The sequence below is a fragment of the Roseateles saccharophilus genome, from assembly GCF_031458095.1.
Classification (GTDB): Bacteria; Pseudomonadota; Gammaproteobacteria; order Burkholderiales; family Burkholderiaceae_C; genus Pelomonas; species Pelomonas saccharophila_A.
In genome coordinates this window covers 1,224,134-1,241,129 of sequence record NZ_JAVDXU010000002.1, presented here as the reverse complement: position 1 = coordinate 1,241,129, position 16,996 = coordinate 1,224,134, and the positions used below count along the sequence as shown (strand labels likewise).

The 16,996-nt window shown below is 68.1% G+C and carries 18 protein-coding genes; 11 read left to right on the top strand and 7 right to left on the bottom strand.

The features are described from left to right. Positions 1–15: 15 nt before the first annotated feature. Entirely contained in the window at positions 16–909 is an 894-nt protein-coding gene (locus J2X20_RS18570) for an alpha/beta fold hydrolase (protein WP_310267564.1), read from the bottom strand. Between the two features lie 121 nt (positions 910–1,030). After that, a complete protein-coding gene (locus J2X20_RS18565) occupies positions 1,031–1,738 on the bottom strand; it encodes a peptidylprolyl isomerase (RefSeq protein WP_310267561.1) in 708 nt (235 codons plus the stop codon). 134 nt (positions 1,739–1,872) lie between these two features. Here J2X20_RS18565 and J2X20_RS18560 point away from each other — a divergent pair, with 134 nt between their 5' ends. Further along, positions 1,873–2,346, top strand: coding sequence for an FKBP-type peptidyl-prolyl cis-trans isomerase (locus J2X20_RS18560; protein WP_310267558.1), 474 nt, complete (start codon positions 1,873–1,875; stop codon positions 2,344–2,346). Here J2X20_RS18560 and panC read toward each other — a convergent pair. Then, positions 2,339–3,175, bottom strand: a complete 837-nt coding sequence (panC, locus tag J2X20_RS18555; protein WP_310267554.1) for a pantoate--beta-alanine ligase — start codon at positions 3,173–3,175, stop codon at positions 2,339–2,341. The two genes, J2X20_RS18560 and panC, sit on opposite strands and share 8 nt — an antisense overlap. 60 nt (positions 3,176–3,235) lie before the next feature. Then, positions 3,236–4,045, bottom strand: a complete 810-nt coding sequence (gene panB, locus J2X20_RS18550) for a 3-methyl-2-oxobutanoate hydroxymethyltransferase (RefSeq protein ID WP_310267553.1) — start codon at positions 4,043–4,045, stop codon at positions 3,236–3,238. 62 nt (positions 4,046–4,107) lie between these two features. Between panB and J2X20_RS18545 the strand changes: the two genes are divergently transcribed. From J2X20_RS18545 to J2X20_RS18530, 4 genes are all read left to right on the top strand, one after another. Further along, entirely contained in the window at positions 4,108–5,028 is a 921-nt protein-coding gene (locus tag J2X20_RS18545) for a hydrogen peroxide-inducible genes activator (protein ID WP_310267550.1), read from the top strand. Between the two features lie 168 nt (positions 5,029–5,196). After that, positions 5,197–7,359 (top strand): catalase/peroxidase HPI, encoded by a 2,163-nt coding sequence (gene katG / locus J2X20_RS18540; protein WP_310267548.1) that lies wholly within the window; start codon positions 5,197–5,199, stop codon positions 7,357–7,359. A 194-nt stretch (positions 7,360–7,553) separates the two neighbouring features. Then, the gene (locus J2X20_RS18535; RefSeq protein WP_310267546.1) at positions 7,554–8,048 is read left to right on the top strand and encodes a Dps family protein; all 495 of its coding nucleotides are present in this window, start codon (positions 7,554–7,556) and stop codon (positions 8,046–8,048) included. Continuing rightward, entirely contained in the window at positions 8,048–8,653 is a 606-nt protein-coding gene (locus J2X20_RS18530) for a type 1 glutamine amidotransferase family protein (RefSeq protein WP_310267544.1), read from the top strand. Before J2X20_RS18535 ends, J2X20_RS18530 begins: the two co-directional genes overlap by 1 nt. Here the strand turns inward: J2X20_RS18530 and J2X20_RS18525 are convergent. After that, the gene (locus J2X20_RS18525) at positions 8,628–9,656 is read right to left on the bottom strand and encodes a fatty acid desaturase family protein (protein WP_310267542.1); all 1,029 of its coding nucleotides are present in this window, start codon (positions 9,654–9,656) and stop codon (positions 8,628–8,630) included. The genes J2X20_RS18530 and J2X20_RS18525 overlap by 26 nt on opposite strands. Before the next feature lie 191 nt (positions 9,657–9,847). Between J2X20_RS18525 and J2X20_RS18520 the strand changes: the two genes are divergently transcribed. From J2X20_RS18520 to J2X20_RS18510, 3 genes are all read left to right on the top strand, one after another. Continuing rightward, positions 9,848–11,476, top strand: coding sequence for a peptide chain release factor 3 (locus tag J2X20_RS18520; RefSeq protein WP_310267540.1), 1,629 nt, complete (start codon positions 9,848–9,850; stop codon positions 11,474–11,476). A gap of 56 nt (positions 11,477–11,532) precedes the next feature. After that, complete coding sequence (locus J2X20_RS18515; RefSeq protein WP_310267539.1) at positions 11,533–11,892, top strand: hypothetical protein; 360 nt, start codon at positions 11,533–11,535, stop codon at positions 11,890–11,892. 186 nt (positions 11,893–12,078) lie between these two features. After that, positions 12,079–12,996: a PEP-CTERM sorting domain-containing protein gene (locus J2X20_RS18510; RefSeq protein ID WP_310267536.1), complete on the top strand. Its 918-nt coding sequence runs from the start codon at positions 12,079–12,081 to the stop codon at positions 12,994–12,996. A 13-nt stretch (positions 12,997–13,009) separates the two neighbouring features. Here the strand turns inward: J2X20_RS18510 and J2X20_RS18505 are convergent, their stop codons facing one another. Beyond that, on the bottom strand, positions 13,010–13,534 hold the full coding sequence (locus J2X20_RS18505) for a DUF3617 domain-containing protein (protein ID WP_310267534.1): 525 nt from the start codon (positions 13,532–13,534) through the stop codon (positions 13,010–13,012). 132 nt (positions 13,535–13,666) lie between these two features. Between J2X20_RS18505 and J2X20_RS18500 the strand changes: the two genes are divergently transcribed. Together J2X20_RS18500 and J2X20_RS18495 are read left to right on the top strand one after the other, a co-directional pair. Next, complete coding sequence (locus J2X20_RS18500; RefSeq protein WP_310267532.1) at positions 13,667–14,398, top strand: zf-TFIIB domain-containing protein; 732 nt, start codon at positions 13,667–13,669, stop codon at positions 14,396–14,398. A gap of 3 nt (positions 14,399–14,401) precedes the next feature. Then, positions 14,402–15,589, top strand: coding sequence for a tetratricopeptide repeat protein (locus J2X20_RS18495; RefSeq protein ID WP_310267530.1), 1,188 nt, complete (start codon positions 14,402–14,404; stop codon positions 15,587–15,589). Here the strand turns inward: J2X20_RS18495 and J2X20_RS18490 are convergent. After that, positions 15,586–15,813 carry a hypothetical protein gene (locus tag J2X20_RS18490; protein WP_310267528.1) on the bottom strand — a complete coding sequence of 76 codons (228 nt, stop codon included), beginning with the start codon at positions 15,811–15,813 and terminating at the stop codon, positions 15,586–15,588. The genes J2X20_RS18495 and J2X20_RS18490 overlap by 4 nt on opposite strands. 76 nt (positions 15,814–15,889) lie before the next feature. Here J2X20_RS18490 and J2X20_RS18485 point away from each other — a divergent pair, with 76 nt between their 5' ends. Beyond that, entirely contained in the window at positions 15,890–16,981 is a 1,092-nt protein-coding gene (locus J2X20_RS18485) for a PQQ-dependent sugar dehydrogenase (protein WP_310267526.1), read from the top strand. The last annotated feature ends 15 nt before the right edge of the window (positions 16,982–16,996 follow it).

Genomic DNA, 16,996 nt, shown 5'->3' with positions numbered 1-16,996 from the left:
CCTCGCTCCCCTGGTTTACTTGCCGGCAGCCAGGAAACCCTTGACCTCCCCGACCAGCCAGTCGGCATCGTCCCACATGAGGAAGTGGTAGCCGCGCTGGCTCATGGACACCCTGGCGCCGCTCAGGCCGGCGTACTGGGCCTCGAAGATCTTTCGGGTGCTGTCCAGCGTCGAGCCCATGGGCTCGTAGGCGGCCCACGAGCCCAGCACCAGGGTGGGGGCGGTGATCCTGGGCAGCAGGGGGCGCAGGTCCTCGCCCCAGAGTTGCGACATGGCCTGGGCCGTCGTCGCCCGGTCGCTGGCCAGGCCCCAGGCGACGATGCGCTCGGCATTCGCCGGGCTGCGGCTCATGCCGCCCGCGCCCTGGCGCACGCCGGCTTCCCATTGCTCCTGGCTGCCGGCCAGCATCTGCTGGCGCATGCCGGCCGCCATGCCGCGCGCGGCCTCGGGCGTCATGCCGCGCAGGCCGGCCAGGAAGGGCAGGGAGTCGACGATGACGAGGCGCTCGATGCGGCCGGGCTTCTCGGCCGCCATCTGCAGGGCCAGCACGCCGCCCAGGCTGTGGCCGATGACGACAGGCTGGTCCAGCTTGCGGTCGTCCAGGTAGGCCAGCAGGCGGTCGCGCATGCCGTCCAGGAAGTTGTCCGTGGCGGCGGCCGGCGTGCCGGCAAAGCCGGGCAGCTGCACGATATGGCATTGCACGCCGGGCTGCAGGGCGGCGCAGGTCTGCGTCCAGGTGCTGGCGGCGCTGTTCAGGCCCGGGATCATCAGCACCGGCCGGCCCTGGCCAACAACCTCGACGCGCAGGTCGCGGAACTCGGTCGGGGCAGCGTGGCAGTTGCTCACCCACAGCGCGGTGGCAATGGCCACGGCGGCACCGAACAGGCCCATCCAGGAACGCTTGGTCATGCAGGTCTCCATCAAGGTTGTGATGGAGGCATGTTGCCGGCGCCCCTGACCATCACGGGCGCCTAGATGACGAACGGCGAGGCTGGCGGACGAATGGCAGGCCGGCGGGGCCGGCGGCGCCTTACTTCAAGCGTTGTGCCCAGTAGACCAGCACCTCGGTGCGCGGCTCGATGTCGGTCGGGCTGTAGGTATAGGTCGGCACGACGTTGATGGCGTCCAGCGTGTTCAGCCCGGAAATGATGCGGCCGAAGACGGCATAGCCCGGGTTGGCGGCGCTCTGGTAGTCCAGGCTGGTGTTGTCGTTGACGTTGAAGAAGAACTGGCTGGTCGCCGAGTCGGCGTCGCTGCGCCGCGCCATGGCAATCGTGCCGCGCAGATTGGACAGGCCGTTGTTGCTTTCCAGCTTGATGGGCGCATACAGCGGCGTCTTGGTCACCATGCCGCTGGTGTAGCCGCCACCCTGGATGACGAAGTCGCGGTCGACGCGGTGGATCAGCGTCTTCGTGTAGAAGCCCGCGGCGACGTATTTGTAGAAATTGGCGACCGTCTGCGGCGAATAGGTGTCGTAGAGCTCGACGACGATCTCGCCGCTGCTGGTCAACATGCAGACCGTGCCCCATTGGCTCGCGGCCGAGGCGGCCAGGCCGGCCGGGCTGCAGGACAGGGTGGGGGGATTGGGGTTGGGATTGGGGCGGGGGTATTGCGTACCGCCGCCGCCCCCACCACCGCCGCCGCCCACTTCGATCTCGACGCCGCCGCCGCAGGCGGACAGCACGGCCGCCGCGCCGAGGGCGAGGGCGAGGCTCAGGAAGCGGGTGGGCAGGCGCATGGGTTTCTCCGGCAACTGGGGGCTCAACGCCAGCCTTCGCGTCGTGTTGACTCTGCTTACAAGCCTTTACCTGCGCTGGCTATAGTCCGCGCCGCCGCCACGAGCGGCTTCTTTCTTATTTTTCGCAATACCTCATGCCCTTGTTCAGCACCCGCCGCTCCGCCCTCCTGCTCGCCCTGAGCGCCAGCCTCGGTCTCACCGCCTGCGGTGGTGGCGGTGGCGATTCGGGCACGCCCATCAACCAGGACCCTAACGGCTGGAACGCCGTGACGACCTTGAAGACGACGGACACCGTGGTCGGCACGGGCGCCACCGCGGCGGCCGGCAGCAAGGCCACAGTGACCTATTCGGGCTATCTCTACGACGTGCGGGTGGCTGACACGCGCGGCACCAAGTTCGACGCGGGCAGCTTCCAGTTCACCCTTGGCACCAACCCGCTGCAGGTCATTGCCGGCTTCGATCAAGGCGTCACCGGCATGAAGGTGGGCGGCAAGCGCACCATCACCATGCCGGCCAGCCTGGGCTATGGCAACACGGGCGCCGGCAACGGCGCGATCCCGCCGGGCGCAGCCCTCGTCTTCGACGTCGAGCTGACCGCCGTCAACTGACCTCGAGGTTGTCGATCAGCCGCGTGCTGCCCAGGCGCGCGGCCGCCAGGGCGACCAGGGGCTGGCCTTCGACGGCGGCCCCGAGGTCATGCTGCCGGCGCAGCGTCAGATAGTCCGGCACCCAGCCCGCATCGCGCAGGGCCTGCATGGCGTCGGCCTCCATGGCCGCCACGTCGCGCTCGCCGGCCTGCCAGCGGGCGATCAGGGCTTTCAAGGTGCGCGACAGGCGCAGCGCCTCCACCTTCTCGGCCTCGCTCAGATAGCCATTGCGCGAGGACAGCGCCAGGCCATCGGCACTGCGGCGCGTCTCGCCGCCGTGGATCTCGATCGGCAGGGCCATCTGCGCCGTCATGCGGCGCAGCACCATCAGCTGCTGGTAGTCCTTCTTGCCGAACACGGCCAGCGTCGGCTGCACGATGTTGAAGAGCTTGTGCACGACGGTGCAGACGCCGGTGAAGAAGCCGGGGCGGAAATGGCCTTCGAGGATGTCGGCCAATTCGGTCGGCGGGCTCACCTTGTAGCCCTGGGGTTCGGGGTAGAGCTCCTTCTCGCTGGGGGCGAACACGATGTCGCAGCCGGCGCCTTCCAGCAATTGGCAGTCGCGCTCCAGCGTGCGCGGGTAGGTGTCGAAGTCCTCGTGCGGCGCGAACTGCAGGCGGTTGACGAAGATGCTGGCGACGACCGCACCCGCCGGCCCGACCAGGTCGCGCGCCTGCTTCACGAGGGCGAGGTGACCCTCGTGCAGATTGCCCATGGTGGGCACAAAGCCGCGCTGGCGGTGGATGGCGAGGGCGTCGCGCAACTCGGCGATGGTGTGGACGACTTGCATAAGTCTCAATCAGTTGGGGACGGAGCTTGCCACTGCGTGGCTGCGGTCAGTCCCGCAATGTCAGACAAAACCGTGGATCTCGTTGACCGGGAAGGTCTTGGCCTTCACTTCGTCCACATAGCCCTTCACCGCAGCGAGGACCGAGTCCTTGCCTTCCATGAAGTTCTTGACGAAGCGCGGCTTGCGGCCCGGCGTGATGTTGAGCATGTCGTGCAGCACCAGCACCTGGCCGGAGGTGCCGACGCCGGCGCCGATGCCAATGACGGGCACAGGAGACTCGGCCGTGATCTCGGCGGCGAGGGCCGCCGGCACCATCTCGTAGAGCAGCATGGCGGCACCCGCCTCGACGGCCTCCCACGACTCGCGCTTCATGCGGGCGGCGCTTTCCTCGTCGCGGCCCTGCACCTTGAAGCCACCCAAGGCGTTGACCGTCTGCGGCGTGAAGCCCAGGTGCACGCAGACCGGAATGCCGCGCTCGCTGATGAAGCGCACGGTCTCGGCCGTCCAGCCACCGCCTTCGAGCTTGACCATATGGGCGCCGGCCTTCACCAGGGCCGCAGCGCTCTTCCAGGCTTCTTCCTTTGACGAGTGATAGCTGTCGAAGGGCAGGTCGGCAATGATCCAGGCCCATTTGTGGCCGCGCGACACGCAGAAGGTGTGATAGACCATGTCCTCCAGGCTGACCGGGGCCGTCGAGCCGCGGCCCTGCAGCACATTGCCCAGGGAATCGCCGATCAGCAGGATGTCAACGCCGGCCTCGTCCAGCAGGCTGGCGAAGGCCGCGTCATAGCAGGTCAGCATGGCGATCTTCTCGCCGCTGGCGTGCATCTGCGCCAGGCGCGGCAGGGTCATGGGCTTGCGATCTGTCATGGACTTCTCCGTAGAAACCCCGATGGGGCTGCCGAGGCGGCCGCAGTGTAGCGTTCGGACCTATGACCTTGACCGAGCTCCGCTACATCGTCGCCGTCGCCCGCGAGCGTCATTTCGGCCGCGCGGCCGAGGCCTGCTTCGTGTCGCAGCCGACGCTGTCGGTGGCGATCAAGAAGCTGGAGGAGGAGCTCGACCTGAAGATCTTCGAGCGCGGCGGCAGCGAGGTCAGCGTGACGCTGCTGGGCGAGGAGATCGTGCGCCAGGCCCAGTCGGTGCTGGACCAGGCCGGCGCCATCAAGGAGATCGCCAAGCGCGGCAAGGACCCGCTGGCCGGCGCGCTGCGCCTGGGCATCATCTACACCATCGGCCCCTATCTGCTGCCCGAACTGGTCAAGCACACCATCGAGCTCTATCCGCAGATGCCGCTGATGCTGCAGGAGAACTTCACGGTCAAGCTGCTGGACATGCTGCGCACCGGCGAGCTGGACTGCGCCATCATGGCCGAGCCCTTCCCCGAGGCCGGCCTGGCCACCGCCCAGCTCTATGACGAGCCCTTCGTCGTCGCCCTGCCGGCCGTACATCCGCTGGCCCAGCGCGACACCATCTCCGCCGAGGAGCTCAAGCGCGAGACCATGCTGCTGCTGGGCACCGGCCATTGCTTTCGCGACCATGTGCTGGAGGTCTGCCCCGAGTTCGCGCGCTTCTCCAGCGATGCCGAGGGCATACGCCGCAGCTTCGAGGGTTCATCGCTGGAGACCATCAAGCACATGGTGGCCTCGGGCATGGGCGTGACCGTGGTGCCCCAGCTGTCGGTGCCGCGCGACCCCACACCGCATCTGCGCTTCGTGCCCTTCAGCGAGCCCATCCCGACGCGCCGTGTCGTGCTGGCCTGGCGACGCAGCTTCACGCGCTACGAGGCCATCGCGGCCCTGCGCAATGCCATCTATGCCTGCCAGCTCGAGGGCGTCACGCGGCTGAGCTGATTGCCTCCCCCTAACCCTGGGTGCTCACGCAAAAGGGTCATTTCGGTCGAACATCAGGGCCAACCACGGTACTTGATGATTTTGGCTATCGTTAGCTTAGTTCTATTCAAAGCCGGACATTGATAGTCGTCATTAAGCTTTCGTCTCCCCCAGACACCAGGAGCCGACATGAGCGACCCGACCTCTAAGCCCGAAGGCAAGTGCCCCTTCCACCACGCCGCCGGCAGCGGCACCAGCAACCGCGACTGGTGGCCCAACCAGCTTCGCGTCGACCTGCTGAACCAGCATTCGAGCAAGTCCAACCCGCTGGGTGAGGACTTCAACTACGCCGAGGCCTTTGCCAAGCTCGACTACGCGGCGCTGAAGGCCGATCTCGTCAAGCTGATGACCGACAGCCAGGACTGGTGGCCGGCCGACTTCGGCCACTACGGTCCGCAGATGGTCCGCATGGCCTGGCATGCCGCCGGCACCTACCGCACCACCGACGGCCGCGGCGGCGGCGGGCGCGGCCAGCAGCGCTTTGCGCCGCTGAATTCCTGGCCCGACAACGTCAACATCGACAAGAGCCGCCGCCTGCTGTGGCCCATCAAGCAGAAGTACGGCCAGGCCATCTCCTGGGCCGACCTCTTCATCCTGGCAGGCAATGTGGCGCTGGAGTCCATGGGTTTCCGCACCCTGGGCTTTGCCGGTGGCCGCGAAGACGTGTGGGAGCCCGACATGGACGTGGCCTGGGGCGCCGAAACCAAGTGGCTGGCCGATGACAAGCGCTTCGAGGGCGAGCGCAGCTTGATCGCCAGCGTCGGCGCGACTCATATGGGCCTGATCTATGTGAACCCGGAAGGGCCGAACGCCAGCGGCGACTACCTGGCCGCGGCCAAGGACATCCGCGCCACCTTCGGCCGCATGGCCATGGACGACGAGGAGACCGTCGCGCTGATCGCCGGCGGCCACACCTTCGGCAAGGCCCATGGCGCCGCGCCCGAGCACCACAAGGGCGCCGAGCCCGAAGGCGCCAGCATCGAGTCGCAGGGCCTGGGCTGGACCAGCGGCTTTGGCGGTGGCCATGGCAAGGACACCATCTCCAGCGGCCTGGAAGTCACCTGGACCCAGACCCCGGCGCAGTGGAGCAATCACTTCTTCGACAACCTGTTCAAGTTCGAATGGGAGGCCACCACCTCGCCGGCCGGCGCCAAGCAATGGGTGGCCAGGAACGCGCCCGAGGACATCCCCGACGCTCACATCCCGGGCAAGTTCCACAAGCCCACCATGCTGACGACCGACCTGACGCTGCGCTTCGACCCCGAGTTCGGCAAGATCTCGCAGCGCTTCCGCGACGACCCGCAGGCCTTCGCCAATGCCTTCGCGCGTGCCTGGTTCAAGCTGACCCACCGCGACATGGGCCCCAAGGCCCGCTACCTCGGCCCCGAGGTGCCCCAGGAGGACCTGATCTGGCAGGACCCCCTGCCCGCCGCCACCCACCATCCCACGCCCGGCGACATCGCCGACCTGAAGGCCAGGATCGCCGCCTCGGGCCTGTCTGTCGCTGACCTCGTCTCCGTCGCCTGGGCCTCGGCCTCGACCTTCCGCGGCGGCGACAAGCGCGGCGGTGCCAATGGCGCCCGCCTGGCGCTGGCGCCGCAAAAGAACTGGGCCGTCAACGAAGGCGCCGTGAAGGCCCTGCCCAAGCTGGTCGAGATCCAGAAGGCCTCGGGCAAGGCCTCCCTGGCCGATGTCATCGTGCTGGCCGGCGTCGTCGGCGTCGAGCAGGCCGCGAAGGCTGGCGGCGTGGCGTTGGAGGTGCCCTTCACGCCGGGCCGCGTTGACGCCACGCAGGAGCAGACCGATGTCGAGTCCTTCGCCCCGCTCGAGCCCCTGGCCGACGGCTTCCGCAACTACAGCAAGGGTCATCTCGGCGCTTCCACCGAGGCCCTGCTGGTCGACCGCGCCCAGTTGCTGACGCTGACCGCACCCGAGCTGACCGTGCTGGTCGGCGGCCTGCGCGTGCTCGGCGCCAACGCCAACGGCAGCCCGCATGGCGTGTTCACCGACAAGCCCGGCACGCTGAGCAATGACTTCTTCGTCAAGCTGCTCGACATGGGCACGGTCTGGAAGCCGACCGACGCCAGCGCTGAGGTCTTCGAAGGCCGCGACCGCAAGAGCGGCGCCCTGAAGTACACGGGCACACGCGCCGACCTGATCTTCGGCAGCAACTCCGTGCTGCGCGCCTATGCCGAGGTCTATGCCAGCGCCGACGGCAAGCAGAAGTTCGCCAAGGACTTCGTCGCCGCCTGGACCAAGGTCATGAACCTGGACCGTTTCGACATCCAGTGAGCCCCTCGCCCAGCCCCGCATCGCTGAATGCGAGCGTGGCTGGCCGGTCCCCCGCGGGGACGGCGATGCTTGCGGCATCGAGCCGCAAGCACGTCGCCAGCGCGGGCCGGCTAGGGAGCGGCCCGTCGCTCGGCCCGAAAACTAAGCTCACGCCGAATCCGTTAGGCTCTCCCCGTACCGTTTTGGAGCCCCGAATGGCCAAGAAGTCCGCCACCCCCGCCATCAGCATCGGCATCAACGAAAAAGACCGCGCCGCGATCGCCGCCGGCCTGTCCAAGCTGCTGGCCGAGACCTACACCCTTTATCTGACGACCCACAACTTCCACTGGAACGTCACGGGCCCGATGTTCAACAGCCTGCATGCCATGTTCATGGCCCAGTACACCGAGCTGTGGAACGCCGTCGACCCCGTCGCCGAGCGCATCCGCTCGCTGGGCTTCCCGGCGCCGGGCAGCTACGCCCAGTTCGCCAAGCTCAGCGGCCTGCCCGACGCGCCCGCCACGCCGCCCAAGGCCATGAAGATGGTGGAAGTGCTGATGCAGGGCCACGAGGCCGTCGCCCGCACGGCGCGCGCCCTGTTCCCGCTGGTCGACAAGGCCGGTGACGAGCCCAGCGCCGACCTGCTGACCCAGCGGCTGACGGTGCACGAGCAGACGGCCTGGATGCTCAGGAGCCTGCTGGAGGAGTGATGAAGGTCGCCGTCCTCACCTTCGACGGCTTCAACGAGCTCGACAGCTTCATCGCGCTGGGCCTGATCAACCGGCTTTTCGCCCAGGGCTGGTCGGCCGCCATCACCAGCCCCAGCGCCCAGGTGACGTCGATGAACGGCGTCACCGTCACGGCCCAGCAGCCGCTGGAGTTCGCCAACGAGGCCGATGTCGTGCTGTTCGGCAGCGGCATCCACACCCGCGCCATCGCCAACGACCGCGTGCTGCTGGACCGCCTGCAACTCGACCCGGTGCGCCAGCTGATCGGCGGCCAATGCTCGGGCACGCTGCTGATGGCCCGCCTGGGGCTGCTGGCCGACATGCCGGCCTGCACCGACTCGACCACCAAGCCCTGGGTCGTCGAGGCCGGTGTGCGCGTCGTCGAGGAGCCCTTCCACGCCCGCGGCCCCATCGCCACGGCCGGCGGTTGCCTGGCCTCGCAATACCTGGCTGCCTGGGTCATGGCCACGCGCGCCGGCCTGGATGCAGCGCGCAGCGCCCTGCACTACGCGGCGCCCGTCGGCGAGAAGGACGCCTATGTCGAGCGCGTCCTCGGCGTCATCAAGCCTTTCCTGCCGCCGGCCTGACCGCGCGGGTGGCCTGGCGCAGCCGGCCAATGCCCTCGGCAATGGAGCCCACCGTGACCTGGTGGTATTCCGAGCCGGCCGGCAGCTGCTCCATCAGCCGGCGGTGGGCCGTCGGCATGGCGTGGTAGGGCAGATAGGGCGCCACATGGTGCAGCGCATGGAAGCGCAGGCCCACCGGGCAGAGCAGCAGCGAGATCGGGTCGTTGGAGTCCACGTTCAGGGAGTCCAGCAGCTGGCCGCGCGCGTCGCGCCCCTCCAGCTCCTCCACATAGAGATGCGTGCCGCCCATGGCACGGATGGTGTTCAGCGTCGCAATGGCGACGACGAGCAAGGCCCACGCCGCCACCCATGACCAGCCGGCCAAGGCGCCGATGGCCACCAGCGTCCAGGCCCAGGCGCAGCACCACCATTCGATCTTCATCGCCTCGGCGCGGGCGCTCTCCTTGATGGCCGGTGCCCGGAAGGGCATGCGCAGGGCCATGTGGACGAACTCCGGGATCATCTTCTCGCGGATGGGCGGCAGCACCAGGGCCAGCGGCGTCAGGATGGCAAAGCGCACCCACAGCGCCAGCGGCAGCGCGAGGTTCAGCGCGAACAGCTTGACGCTGGCCAGGCCGGCGCGGCCGTGGAACTGGTCGTACTCGCCATCTTCCTTGGTGCCATAGGTCGCCTTGTTGTGGTGACCCTGGTGGATGGGCAGGTAGAGCATGAAGGGGATCAGCAGCGGCACGCCCGAGAGCGCATGCCAGGTCAGGCGGAAGGCCTTCATGCCCTGCTGGTGGAAGATCTCGTGGATGAAGGCCAGGCTGCGGTAGAGCAGCAGCACCGCCGCCACGAAGGCCAGCGCGCGCACCAGGCCCTGCCCCGGCAGCACGGCCACGGCGAAGCACGCCCAGCCCAGGCCGGCGCAGAGCAGCAGATCCGTGTAGAAGATGTGCGGCTTGGGCTCGCGCAGGTCCGCCACCAGCTCCTGCACCCGCTTCATGTCGACCTGCTTGTCCATTGCCATCCCCGCCTTGCCAAACCCATTAACCATAATCCAGCGACCACCCGCGCTCCAGCGCTTTTAGCGCCCGCCGTCGCCGTGGATGCCGACTTTTGCCCTTTTGCTGCGTCTCAAGGGCTCTTCCTGCCGCTGCGGGGCGCCATGGGGCGGCCACGGATAATCGCGGGTTAGCCCGCCCAAAGAACTCCATGTCCGAACCCATCGCCAGCCGCATCGAGACGGAAGTCCGCCGCCGCCGCACCTTCGCCATCATCAGCCACCCCGACGCCGGCAAGACCACGCTGACCGAGAAGCTGCTGCTGTTCTCCGGCGCGATCCAGATCGCCGGCTCGGTGAAGGCGCGCAAGGCCAGCCGCCATGCGACCTCCGACTGGATGGAGATCGAAAAGCAGCGCGGCATCTCGGTGGCGTCCTCCGTCATGCAAATGGAGTACCGCGACTGCGTCATCAACCTGCTGGACACACCTGGACACCAGGATTTCTCCGAGGACACCTACCGCGTGCTGACGGCCGTGGACGCGGCCCTGATGGTCATCGACGCGGCCAATGGCGTCGAGCCGCAGACGCGCCGCCTGCTGCAAGTCTGCCGCGCCCGCAACACGCCGATCTTGACCTTCGTCAACAAGATGGACCGCGAGGTGCAGGAGCCGCTGGCGCTGATGGACGAGATCGAACGCGAGCTGGGCATGACGGTCGTGCCTTTCACCTGGCCCGTGGGCATGGGCAAGCAGTTCCATGGCGTGATGGACCTGCGCCAGCAGCGCATGCGCGTCTTCGCCCCCGGCGAGGACCGCGCCGCCGGCACCGAGGAAGTGCTGGAAGGCCTGGACAACCCGGCCTATGCCGAGCGCTTCGGCATGCAGTACGACAACGCCAAGGGTGAGATCGAGCTGGTGCGCGAAGCCGCGCCCGAGTTCAGCCATGACGACTTCCTGACGGGCAAGCAGACGCCGATGTTCTTCGGCTCGGCCGTCAACAACTTCGGCGTGCAGGAAGTGCTGGACGCCCTCGTCGAGCTGGCCCCGCCGCCCGATTCGCGCCAGGCCATGCAGCGCACCGTGCAGCCCGAGGAGCCCAAGTTCACCGGCGTCGTCTTCAAGATCCAGGCCAATATGGACCCGGCCCACCGCGACCGCATCGCCTTCGTGCGCGTGGCCTCGGGCCGCTTCGAACGCGGCATGAACCTGAAGGTGGTGCGCTCCGGCAAGAGCCTGCGTCCGAACAGCGTCGTGACCTTCATGAGCCAGAAGCGCGAGCTGCTGGACGAGGCCTTTGCCGGCGACATCATCGGTATCCCCAACCACGGCGTGCTGCAGCTGGGCGACACCATCACCGAAGGCGAGGCCTTGCAGTACACCGGCCTGCCCTTCTTCGCGCCGGAAATGTTCCGCGCCGTCGAAGTGGCCGACCCGCTGAAGACCAAGCAGCTCAAGGCCGGCCTGCAGCAGCTCGGCGAAGAGGGCGCCATCCAGGTGTTCCGGCCCATCGCCGGCAGCGTGCTGCTGCTGGGCGCCGTCGGCCAGCTGCAGTTCGAAGTCGTCGCCCACCGCCTGGAGCACGAGTACGGCTGCAAGGCTCGCATCATGCCGAGCCGCTTCCAGGTGGCGCGCTGGGTCACCTGCGACGAGCCGGCCGAGTTGAAGCGCTTCATCGACGCCAACGACCACCGCATGGCCTATGACGCCGTCGACGCCCCGACGGTGCTGGTGGAGTACGCGCCCGAGCTGCGCGCCATCGAAGCCAACTGGCCCAAGATCAAGTTCCACGCGCTGCGCGAGCACGCGGGGCTGGTGTTCCAGCAGCGGCTGGACGGCTGACTCTCGCCGACAAACTCCGTACTGAAACTTCGTTAGAGTTCGGCCACCACCCCAGAGTGGCGCTCGAGGTCACTGGCGCAGGGTCAACGCCCATCACCGTTACTGGCGAACAAAGGAATCGCCGCTGGCTGGACATGGCCGCGGGCGCGCCCCTTCCCACCGACTGGTCGCCGGAATCGAACATCCGTCCGACGGGCGGCATTCTGGTCCAACCTACCGACGTCACCGACGCCTGGGGAACACAGCCATTCCACTGGTCCGACGATGGCTCGACCCTGAAATCGGACGATCCGGTGTGGGGCGGCAAGTACCGGCTGATTGCCAAGACTCGCGACGGCTATATCGTCGCCAAATACTCTTTCGACGATACGTTCTCCGAGCTCCGCGTGTGGACTGACATTGGCCCCGCCCGCTAGGGCTGCGTCGAGCCAGCGGCACTTGGGGATGCCGGACGGCCGAAGCGCGTTCTGCGCAAAACCGGACATCCCGCCCCCTGCCCTCGTCACCCTCTCTCCTACGCCTTGAGGGCATAGTCGGGCGTCGGGATTGTTGGCGGTGGGCGGCCATGGTTTGCTGGGCGACCCCAACCCAGGGAGGCGCTCATGCCCGGCCTTGCATCCCCCGTCGTCCGCACAATCCTGCTCGCCATCGCGTGGGTGGCCGTTGGCGCCGCCCGGGCCCAGCCCGCCCTGCCGGCCGCTCAGGCCTATGCCCAGGCCACCAGCACCGACTTCGCCGGCAATGCCTGCGACAGCGGCCTGCAGATCGGCATCGGCAGCGTCTCGGCGGGTTGCGCGTCCGTATCGAGCGGCGTCAACGCGGGCAGCGTCGCCACCGCCGGCTCCGGCGCCGTGCGCCTCACGGCCAACGCCGACACCCACAGCACCGGCACCGACAGCCACGCCGGCATTGGCTGGTCCAGCGCGAGCTTTGTCGACTGGATCGCCATCGCCGGCCCGGCCGGCAAGACGGGCATGCTGACGGGCACGATCTATTTCTCCGGCGGCATCGGTGCGAAGGCCAACGGGTCGGCGAACACGTCGACCAACGCCGGGGCCAGCTACAGCTTCAGCGCCAGCCTCTTCGGCCAGAACGTCGCCCTCAGCGGCGGCGTGCTGCAGGCGACCAACAGCGTCTCGAACAGCACCAATCCGGCAGGCGGTGCCTTCACGGTGACGGCACCCATCAGCTTCGGCAGCGACGGCTGGGCCCTGGGCTCGATGACGATGACGGCGATCACGCAGGCCGAGTCTGCGGCCCGGCCTTACCGCGAGACCTCGATCTCGCCCATCATCGACGCCGACGCCCGTGCCTCCGCTGCCTTCGGCCACACCCTCTACTGGGGCGGCATCAGCAGCCTGACCGTCGACGGCGTCGAGCTCAACGGCTACGCGCTGACCTCGGCCTCCGGCGCCGACTACCGCTTCTCCACCGCGCCGGTGCCCGAGCCCAGCGCCTTCGCCCTGCTGCTCGCCGGCCTGGGCGCCATCGCATGGCGCAAAGGCCGCAGTCGCGGCTGAAGCCGCACCCTCGTCAGCAGGACGACCCCAGCCAGCGGCCGGTGGACAGCATGCGCTGGTCCACCTCGTCGGTGCTGATCGCGTCGCCGGTGCGGCCGTCCACCGCATTGCCGCGGCCGTTGAGCTCGATGCGATAGCTGGTCGGCCCGTAGACGGCGTTGAACTTGCCCTTCGTCACCCCGCCGCCGCTGGTGCGGCAGGCGTAACTGCCCACGGCCTCGCTGGTGTTCATCTTGGTGGCACTGGCCTCGCATTTCCAGGGACCGCTGCCGCTGAGGGCCGATTCCAGATAGGCCGCCAAGTCGATCCTGGATTGCTGCGGCGTCAGGCAGGCCTGCTTCTGCGCCGCCTGCTGCTTGTCCATCTCAGCCTTCTGCGCATCGGTGAGGCGGCTGCGCAGCTTGGCCCGCAAGGCCGTCAGACCCGGCTTCATGGACTGGCCGTTGATCCAGATCTCGCTGTCGGAGGCCCAGAGGCCGGGATTGACCTCGAGGACGGGGGCGGCACCGGCCGGCAGCGCGGCCGCGGACAGGACCATGACAAGGCAGAGGGAAAGCGATCGAGGCATGTCGAAGTGAAGAGATCGGGACGGCGCGCATTGCAGCAGCTCTTCCGCAAACGGAATCCCTTGATCACCGGCCGCATGTAACGGCTCGCTACCATTCCCGCCATGCCCGCGCCCGTTTCCCGCCCGTGTCCTTCCTGCAGCAACCCTATGGAGGTGCACGAGCTGCCCGGCCAGTACGGCAGCCGCGTGGAGATCGACTTCTGCTTCGGCTGCCAGGGCCTGTGGTTCGACAGCATGGAGAACCTCAAGCTGGCGCCCGAGGCGGTGGCGACGATGTTCAAGCAGATGCACCGGCACAACGAGGAGCCGCACGCGCCACTGGCCAGCCGGCTGCGTTGCCCGCAGTGCCGCGGTGGCCTCGTGCAGGGCTTCGACATCGTGCGCAGCGGCCGCTACCTCACCCATCGTTGCCCCATGCAGCATGGCCGCTTCAGCAGCTTCTCGTCCTTCATGATCGAGAAGGGCTTCGTGCGCCAGCTCACCAAGCCCGAGATCGCCGACATCGCCAGCAAGATCGGCGTCATCAACTGCAGCAACTGCGGCGCGCCGGTGGACCTGCGCAAGGAGGACGCCTGTTCGCACTGCCGCTCGGCCCTGTCGCTGCTGGACCCTGCAGCCGTGGAGAAGGCCCTGCAAAGCTACGCCCGACCGGCGACCCCGCAGACCATCCCCACGACCGCCGTCGCCGATGCCATGGTCGCCATGGCGCGCGAACGTTCGCGCACGGAACGCCGGGACGCCTGGCCGGCCGACGCCCGGCTCACCGGTGCGGGCTTGGCGGTGGACCTGTTCGCCGTCGGGCTGAGCCTGGTCAGCAGCCTGTGGGACGACTGAGCCATGGCCGCCAAACCCAGCGACTTCGACCAAGGCCTGGCCCTGCACCAGCAAGGCCGCCTCGCCGAGGCCGAGCAGCACTACCGCCGCGTGCTGCGCACCGCACCGACCCACTTCGATGCCCTGCACCTGCTGGGCGCGCTGTGCGGCCAGACCGACAGATTCGACGAGGCCCTCACGCTGCTCAAGCGCGCCCTGGCCCAGCGCCCCGACAGCGCGCCGGCCCTGAACAATCTCGGCAACACCCTGGGCAGCCTGGGCCGCCATCAGGAGGCTGTGCAGGCCTTCGAGCGCGCCCTCGCCGTACGGCCCGAAGACGCCAAGGCCCTGCGCAATCGTGGCACCAGCCTGCGTGCGCTGGAGCGGCCCGTCGAGGCCCTGGCCAGCTTCGACGCGGCCCTGGCCCTGCAGCCCCGCTATCCCGAGGCCCTGATCGGCCGTGCCGAATGCCTGCTGACCCTGCATCGCCGCGGCCAGGCCATCGAAGCCTTCCAGCAGGCCCTGGCCCTGGGCAAGGACGTCGACCAGATCCAGTACGCCCTGGCGGCCCTGGGGGTCGGCAGCGCACCGTCGGCGGCACCGGCCGGCTACGTCGAGGCCCTGTTCGACATGTATGCCCACAACTTCGACGACCACCTCGTCAAGACCCTGGGCTATCGCACACCCGAGCTGCTCTGCGCCGAACTGCAGCATGCCGATCCGCCGCGTGGCGGCGAAGTCATCGACCTGGGCTGCGGCACCGGCCTGTGCGGCCCGCTGCTGCGCCCCCTGGCCGGACGACTCACCGGCGTTGACCTTTCCGGCCTGATGCTGGCCAAGGCTCGCGAACTGGACCTTTATGACGAGCTGGTGCAGGGCGACATCGCGGCGGCGCTGCAGGGCCAGGCCCGCCGTTTCGACATCGCCGTCGCCGCCGACGTCTTTGTCTACATCGGAGACCTGGAGGCCGTCTTCACCGCCACCGCGGCCGCGCTGCGATCCGGCGGCCTGTTCGCCTTCTCGGTCGAGGCCTGCGAGGACGGCAGCGATTTCAGCCTCGGCGCCAAGCGCCGCTATGCCCATTCCCTGGCCTATCTGCAGCGCCTGGCCGCGACCCACGGCTTCACGCCCGAATCGTCCACGCGCTGCGCCATCCGCAAGGAAAGCGACGAAGCCGTCGATGGCCTGCTGGTCGTCATGCGCCGTGTCTAGCGCAGCTTTCTGGCGTAGTTCTGCTGCACGCTGCGGCTGATATAGCCGCTCAAGCCCCGCCCGGCCTGGGCGAGTCGTTTCATGTCGTCGACCTGCTGGGCACCGGGCTGGCGTGCGTCGTAGAGATAGACCGAACCGTCGACAAAACGCACGGCGATGCTGGCCGGGCCGAGCTCATAGGCCACGACGCCGGAGTCGCCGCTGCGGTTCAAGTAGCGCTGCATGGTGGACACCGGCAAACGGCATGCCGGGCCACCAACTGCGATGATGCGCATCCCCCCGCGCCCACGTCCCGCTTCGATGAGCCAACGCCTCCTGCCCCTGCTTCTTGCCCTTGGCGCCACCCTCGCCCAGGCCGCCCCCGAACTCGAAACCGTCGTCGAAGGCCTCAAGACGCCCTGGGCGGTCGCCTTCCTGCCCGACGGCCAGTTCCTCATCACCGAGCGTGACGGCACCATGCGCACGGCCAAGGCCGGCGGCAAGCCCAGCGCGCCCATCGCGGGCGTGCCCGCGGTGGACGCGGTCGTGCAGGGCGGCCTGCTGGATGTCGTCATCGACAGCGACTTCGCCCGCAACCGCACGATCTATTTCTGCTTCTCCGAGCCCGGCGCCAACAAGACCAACAGCACGGCCCTGGCCCGCGCGCGTCTCAGCGAGGACCTGAAGCGCCTGAGCGACGTCAAGGTCATCTTCAGCCAGAAGCCCAAGGTCGAGAGCAAGCACCACTTCGGCTGCCGCATCGTCGAGATGCTCGATGGCAAGCTGATGCTGAGCCTGGGCGAGCGCTTTTCCGGCATGCAGAGCGCCCAGACCCTGGACAACCACCTCGGCAAGATCGTGCGCGTCGGCAAGGACGGCAGCGTGCCGGCCGACAACCCCTTCGTCAACACGCCCGGCGCCCTGCCCGAGATCTGGAGCTATGGCCACCGCAACTCGCAAGGCCTGACCCTGGACGACAAGGGCCAGCTCTGGGAACACGAGCACGGCCCCCAGGGCGGCGACGAGCTCAACCTGATCAAACCCAAGCTGAACTACGGCTGGCCCGTCATCACCTATGGCGAGAACTACGGCGGCGGCAAGATCGGCGACGGCCTCTTCGCCAAGGCCGGCATGGAGCAGCCCATCGTCAAATGGGTGCCCTCCATCGCGCCCTCGGGCCTGGTGCGACTGAAGAGCGCCAAATACGGCCCGGCCTGGCAGGGGAACTTCTTCATCGGCTCGCTGAAGTTCGGCTATCTGGAGCGCGTCAAGCTCGACGCCGACAACCGGCCGATGGAGCAGGAAAAACTCTTCCCCGACGCCGGCCGCATGCGCGATGTGCGCGAAGGCCCTGACGGCCTGCTCTACCTGGTGCTGGAGGCCCACGGCCGCATCGTCCGCGTGAAGCCCTGATGCGAAACCCCGCCT